At 66.9% G+C, this 6,098-nt stretch carries 6 protein-coding genes; 4 read left to right on the top strand and 2 right to left on the bottom strand.

Annotated features, from left to right (window positions below; translation table 11 throughout):
• The 4 genes from AC1DS3_RS33575 to AC1DS3_RS33560 all read left to right on the top strand — a co-directional run.
• Window positions 1-1,731: FUSC family protein (locus AC1DS3_RS33575; protein ID WP_477128858.1), on the top strand; the 1,731-nt coding region annotated here is incomplete at its 5' end.
• Window positions 1,725-1,937, top strand: coding sequence for a DUF1656 domain-containing protein (locus AC1DS3_RS33570; RefSeq protein WP_477128857.1), 213 nt, complete (start codon window positions 1,725-1,727; stop codon window positions 1,935-1,937). The genes AC1DS3_RS33575 and AC1DS3_RS33570, both read left to right, overlap by 7 nt.
• Window positions 1,934-2,851: an efflux RND transporter periplasmic adaptor subunit gene (locus AC1DS3_RS33565; protein WP_477128856.1), complete on the top strand. Its 918-nt coding sequence runs from the start codon at window positions 1,934-1,936 to the stop codon at window positions 2,849-2,851. The genes AC1DS3_RS33570 and AC1DS3_RS33565 overlap by 4 nt, the downstream gene beginning before the upstream one ends.
• Complete coding sequence (locus AC1DS3_RS33560; RefSeq protein ID WP_441634075.1) at window positions 2,848-4,299, top strand: efflux transporter outer membrane subunit; 1,452 nt, start codon at window positions 2,848-2,850, stop codon at window positions 4,297-4,299. The genes AC1DS3_RS33565 and AC1DS3_RS33560 overlap by 4 nt, the downstream gene beginning before the upstream one ends.
• A 245-nt stretch (window positions 4,300-4,544) precedes the next feature.
• On the opposite strand, the gene AC1DS3_RS33555 is transcribed toward AC1DS3_RS33560, so the two are convergent.
• Window positions 4,545-5,204, bottom strand: a complete 660-nt coding sequence (locus tag AC1DS3_RS33555) for a response regulator (RefSeq protein ID WP_441634073.1) — start codon at window positions 5,202-5,204, stop codon at window positions 4,545-4,547.
• Window positions 5,191-6,098: sensor histidine kinase (locus AC1DS3_RS33550; protein ID WP_477128855.1), on the bottom strand; the 908-nt coding region annotated here is incomplete at its 5' end. The genes AC1DS3_RS33550 and AC1DS3_RS33555, both read right to left, overlap by 14 nt.

The following is a 6,098-nucleotide window of genomic DNA, read 5'->3' as shown; positions in this document are numbered from 1 at the left end:
CCGTCTGTCAGCGAGCCGGCACAAGTCTTCGACATTGCCGTGGCGCGCATCGAGGAGATTGTCATCGGCATCTTGTGCGCCGGCATGGTGGGCGCCATCGTCTTTCCGGCCAAGGTAGCGCCCGCGCTGCGCGCCCGCTCCGCCACCTGGCTGGCCGACGCGGCACTGTGGGCCACCGACATGCTGTCCGCAGAGCCTGACGCCAATGCCACGCGCCACGGCAGCCGCCACCGGCTGGCCGCCGACATCCTCGCGCTGGACCAGCTCATCACCCAGCTCTCCTACGACACGGAAAGCGCGCATACGCTGCGCCACGCCCGCGCCTTGCGCGAGCGCATGACGATGCTGCTGCCCGTGCTGTCGTCGCTGGCCGGCGTGCTGCAGGCATTGCGGCGCCACGCCGAGGGCATACCGGATAGCCTGGCGCGCCATATGGCCGCCATGTCCGCGTGGATTCGCGCGGGCTTCGACGGCCCGGCGCCTGCGCCGGAGCCGGAAGCGGGCCCGTGGGCGGACTATGCGCGCGCGCCGGGCTGGCATGGCGGGCTGGTCGCMACCGCCAACGATCAGTTGCGCACGCTGGCCGCGCTGTGCGAAGACTGCCACGCCCTGCAGCATGGCATTGGCGATCAGGCGGCCAGCGCCGCCGCGCCCTCCGTGCGCGCGCTTGGGCGCGGCGCCGAGCGCGCGGGCCGGGCGCATCACCACGATCACGCGATGCTGCTGTTCTATGCCTGCTCCACCAGCCTGGCGGTGTTTTGCGCGGGCATGCTGTGGATCGCCTCGGGATGGGAGGACGGCGCGGGATCGGTTGCGGTGGCGTCCATCGCCTGCTGCTTCTTTGCCACCATCGAGGAGCCCCGGCCGGTCGCGCATTCGTTCTTGCGCTGGAGCGGATTCTGTTTTGCCGTATCGTCGTTCTACCTGTTCCTGGTGGTGCCGAACGCGCACAACTTCGAAACCCTGGTAGGCATGCTGGCGTTGCCCTACATGGGCATCGGCATGCTGATATCGCGGCCCGGCTTCAACCTGATCGCCATGCTGCTGTCGGTMAATACGGCGTCGTTCGCCAATGTGCAGAGCGTCTACGACACGAATTTCCTGACCACCTTCAACGGCAGCCTGGCCAGCATCGGCGGCATGCTGTTCGCGCCTTTATGGGCCATGGCGACGCGGCCGTTCGGCGCGCGCGTGGCGGCGCACCGGCTGATCCGCGCGAGCTGGAAGGATCTCGCGCAAGCCGCCACGCGGCGCGAGCCGGGCGAGCACGCCAGGCTCGGGGGCCGCATGCTGGACCGGCTMAGCCAGCTGGTGCCAAGGCTTGCGGCCAGCGACGACCAGATGGCCTCGGATGGCTTTGCCGAGCTGCAGGTCGGGTTTGGCGCGCTGGCGCTGCAGCGCAGCCTGCCCGGGCTGCGCCCGGCCGCGCGCCGCGCCGTGGCCAGGGTGCTCAACGCGGTTGCCTTGCATTTCCGCGCGCGCCTGAAGGCCGGCCACGCAATGGCGCCGCCGGATGCGCTATCCGAGCGGATCGACAAGGCGCTGCGCGAGGTGGCCATGCAAAGCGGCGCATCGCAAAGTCCCGGCGAGCATGCGTGCAGTGCACTGGGTGCGCTGATTGCATTGCGGGTCACGCTATACCCGGCACACACGCTGCCGCAAGCCGCGGCGCCGCAGGTGCAGCCGTTGCGGGCCGTGCCCCTCCCGTTACGCGCGGAGCCCCGATGCTAAGCGCGGAGATCGATCTCYACGGCGTCTTCGTGCCCGGCTTGCTGGCGTTGATGCTCCTCACCTTCGCCATCACCGCCTGCCTGCGCGCAGCCCTTGCGCGCGCAGGCTTTTACCGGCTGGTCTGGCACCGGTCGCTTTTCAATCTGGCTCTTTACGTCATCGTGCTGGGTGGCGTGGCCGCCATGGCCCGCTGGCTGCAATCATGAAATTCAAATTCCGTTTGCTGGTCCCCGTGATGCTGACCCTGCTGGCCACCGTGGCCGCGCTCTCTGTCGGCAAGCATCTGTGGGATTACTACACCGTGGCGCCATGGACGCGCGACGGCCACGTGCGGGCCGACGTGGTGCAGGTCRCACCGGATGTCTCGGGGCTGGTGACGCAGATACTCGTCAAGGACAACCAGCGCGTGCGGCGCGGGCAGGTGCTGTTCGTGATCGACCAGGACCGCTACCAGCTGGCGTTGCAGCAGGCCATGGCGAGTGCCGCCGCGCAGCGCGCCACGCTGGCGCAGGCGCGCCGGGAGGCCGCCCGCAGCCACGCCTTGTCCGACGTGGTCGCCACCGAGGTGGTGGAAGAAGGGCAGGCGCGGGTGCAGCAGGGCGAGGCGGCGCTGGCGCAGGCGGAGGCGGCGGTCGCGCTGGCCAAGCTCAACCTTGCCCGCACCCGGGTGGCCAGCCCCGTCGATGGCGTTCTCAACGACCGCCTGCCGCGCCTGGGCGACTATGTGACTTTGGGCCGGCCGGTGCTGTCGATGGTTGACCTGAACTCCTTCCACGTCGAAGGCTATTTCGAGGAAACCAAGCTGGGGGGCATCCGCATTGGCAACCCGGTCTCCGTGCGCATCATGGGCGAGCGCACGATCCTGCATGGYCACGTGCAGAGCATCGCCGCCGGCATCGAGGACCGCGACCGCAGCAATGGCGCCAACCTGTTGCCCAATGTGAACCCCACGTTCAACTGGGTGCGGCTGGCGCAGCGTGTGCCGGTGCGCATCGTGCTGGACGACGTGCCGGCGGATGTGCGGCTGGTGTCGGGCCGCACGGCGACGGTCTCCGTGGCGCAGCCGCGCAAGACCATTGCCGTGCTGCGCGACGAGGCCGTGGAGGAGAGCACACAATGAGCAAGCTCTGCCTTGCCCTGCTGCCAGCCCTGGGCCCGTTGCTGTTCGCCTGTACCACCGTGGGCCCTGACTACCACGTGCCGGAGCAGGCGGCCGTGCGTGCGCCCGAGGCCAACGGCCCCTTGCTCGGCACGGACGGCCCGGCCGTCTCGGTGGCGCCGGTCCCGGACGATTGGTGGCGCCTGTACGACGACCCCAAGCTCGACGCCCTGGTGCAGCAGGCGCTCAGCGCCAATACCAGCCTGCGCGTGGCCGCCGCCAACCTGCGCCGGGCCGTGGCGATCTACCACGAGGTGGAAGCGGAGAACCTGCCGCAGGCGGCCTTCTCCGCCAAGGCCGAACGCGCGCAGATCGCGGGCGAGAGCTTCCTGCTCAAGGAGAAGGTGCCGGTCTTCAACCTGGGCGACGTCGGGTTCTCGGTGTCGTACCTGGTTGACTTCTTCGGCAAGCTGGCCCGCGCCGACGAGGCCGCGCTGGCCAGCGCGCAGGCAAGCCAGGCCGCGCTGGACATGGCGCGCGTGAGCGTGGTCGCGCAAACCGTGCGGGCCTATGTGCAGGGTTGCGCCGCCACGCACGAGCTGGCGGTGGCGGAGCAGCAGCTCGCGCTGCAGACGCGCGGCGTGGAGATTGCCGGCAAGATGGTGGCCGCCGGCCGTGGCCAGCCTGCCGACATGCTGCGCGCCCGCGCGCAGGCCGAGACCCTGCGCGCGGCGTTGCCGCGCTTCAAGGCGGAGAAGGAGGGCGCTGCTTACCGGCTCGCCGTCATGCTGGGCCAGCCGCCGGCAGCGCTGCCGCAAGCCGCATCCGAATGTCATGAGGAGCCGACGCTGCGCCAGGCGATGCCTGTCGGCGACGGTGCCGCACTACTCAAGCGCCGCCCCGATATCCGCCAGGCGGAACGCGAGCTGGCAGCGGCCACGGCGAAGATCGGCGTGGCCACCGCCGATCTCTACCCCTCGGTCCGCATCGGGGCGTCGGCCGGCCTGAGCGGCATCCTGAGCGATCTCGGCACCGGCCCGACCGCGCATTGGGGCATGGGCCCGCTGATCACCTGGAACCTGCCCACCAATGGCGTGCGCCCGCGCATCCACGGCATGGAAGCCGGCGCGGACGCGGCACTCGCCCGCTTCGACGGCGTGGTGCTCAAGGCGCTGGAGGAGACCCAGAGTGCGCTCAGCGCCTACACGCGCGAGCTGGAGCGCAACCAGTCCTTGCGCGTGGCGCGCGACGACGCCAACGAGGTCGCCCGCCAGCACCGGCTGCTGTACCAGTCCGGCCGCGTGCCATATTTGTCCAGCCTGGATGCCGACCGCACGCTGGCCGGGGCCGAGGCGGCACTGGCGGCGTCGGACAGCCAGGTGGCCCTCAACCAGATCAACCTGTTCCTGGCGCTGGGCGGCGGCTGGCAGAACAGCCCGAAGGTGGCGGAGCGTGCCCGGATAGAATAGGGTTTCGCAGATCCCCGTTCCTGGCTGCGCGCTCGGGCCCGCAGAAGCAGTGCGCCGAGACGCGGGATGAGCCAATCCAGTTCGTCTTCCGGCAGCCAGCCCTTTTGCGGCACGGAAATGCGAACTCTCCGCAGAATCCGATCGGTCGAGTGCTCGGGATACTTAGCGGAATCCTTCATTTACTGGAACATTTACCCGAACAAAGCTCAGTCAGCGCGTTTCCATACGATTTTCAGGGCTCCACCCTAATGGCTCTCGATCCACTGAATGGCGAAGCGCATCAGCTCCTTGCCGCTAGGAATATTCAGCTTTTCCTTAATGTTGGCCTGATGTGCCTCGATGGTCTTGACGCTCCGACTCAGTTTCTCGGCGATCTCGCGGGTGCTGAAACCGAGTCCGATCAGGTGCAGGACCTCGAACTCCCGTTCTGAAAGGCTCGCGATTGAGCCCGCCGGAATTTTCTGGGGAACCGTCAGAGTCCGCGCCAACTTTTCATGCATTGCGGCGCTCAGGTAGATATTGCCCGCCAGCACCTCGCGGATGGCGTTCATAATATGCTCCGTGGCCTCGAGTTTCATCAGGTACCCGTTTGCTCCCGCCCGCAGCGCGCGTTCGGCAAACTGGGTTTCGTCATGCATGCTGAGGATGAGGATGGCCAGCTTTGGATAGTGTTGCCGGAGCGTCTTGACAAGATCCAGGCCGGAGTTCGAGTGCAGACTGAGGTCCACGATGGCCATATCAGGCTGGCAGGCCATCACCGCCAAGGCGTCTTCGGCACTGCCGGCCGCACAGCAGACGTGCAGATCCTCATGCAGATTCAGCAAGTGTGTTAACCCCTCCCGGATGATGGGGTGGTCATCCACAATCAGGATCTGAGTCACGCCGCCCAGGCTAGATGGCTTCATGTCCCGGACTCTCTGGTATTGGATAACTGATGGCAACCGTGGTGCCACCCAACGCATTGCGGGTGACCATGCAAGAGCCGCCCAGGAGGCTCGCGCGGTGGCGCAGGTTGTGAAGTCCCAGGCCCGAAGCACGCTCCATTTGTTCCAGGTCAACCCCCATCCCGTCGTCACTGATGGAAAGCCTCTGCATGCCGCCTTCGCGCTCCAGGTCGATCCAAATGTGGCGGCCCTGGCTGTATTTCAGCGCGTTATTGACGGCTTCCTGTGCCGCACGGTAAAGGTTGATCTGCATCGGCGGATCCAGTAAGTCCACATTTGACTCGATGCGGAGCGTGCAACCTATGCCATTGAGCGCGCGGGTCGTCTGTGCCAGCCCTTGCAAGGCGACCATGAGGCCACCAGCCTCCATGGCGACCGGGTCCAGGCCATGGGCAATCTTGCGAGTCATCAAGGACGCCTGCTTCACCAATTCGACGATGGTAGCCGCCTTCGCGGCGGCTGGGTGGCTATGCGTCTGTAGTTCTTGATTCAAGGTGGCACAGTAAAAGCCCAAGCTAGTGAGGTGCTGCCCGAGGCCGTCATGCAGTTCTCGGCCGATGAGTCTCTGCTGCTGATCGCCGATCCGGATCAGTTCTGCTTCCAGCAGACGACGTCGCGCCATCTCCTGCTTCAGTTCATGGTTCGCTAGCTCCGAGTCTTTGGTTCGCTCTTGCACGCGCCGTTCCAACTCGGCATGGGATGCCAGCAGGAGGCTATGGATGCGCTTTTCCTGAGCATGCGCCGCCACCAGCAGCAGTCCGGTTACTGCCACGACATTCGCGAAGGCGCACCATCTCACGAGGCTATCCACCGGAGATTCGGCGGCAAAGGGACCGGTGCCGTTCGTGGTGCCCC

It is taken from the genome of Cupriavidus sp. 01L46, assembly GCF_056399905.1.
The sequence above is the reverse complement of the archived record's forward strand: the minus strand, read 5'-3'. Positions and strand labels throughout refer to the sequence as shown.

Excerpts from the sequence above, each read along its gene's own strand:
- AC1DS3_RS33560 (WP_441634075.1), top strand. The coding sequence starts at position 2,848 with ATGAGCAAGCTCTGCCTTGCCCTGCTGCCAGCCCTGGGCCCGTTGCTG.
- AC1DS3_RS33555 (WP_441634073.1), bottom strand. The coding sequence starts at position 5,204 with ATGAAGCCATCTAGCCTGGGCGGCGTGACTCAGATCCTGATTGTGGAT.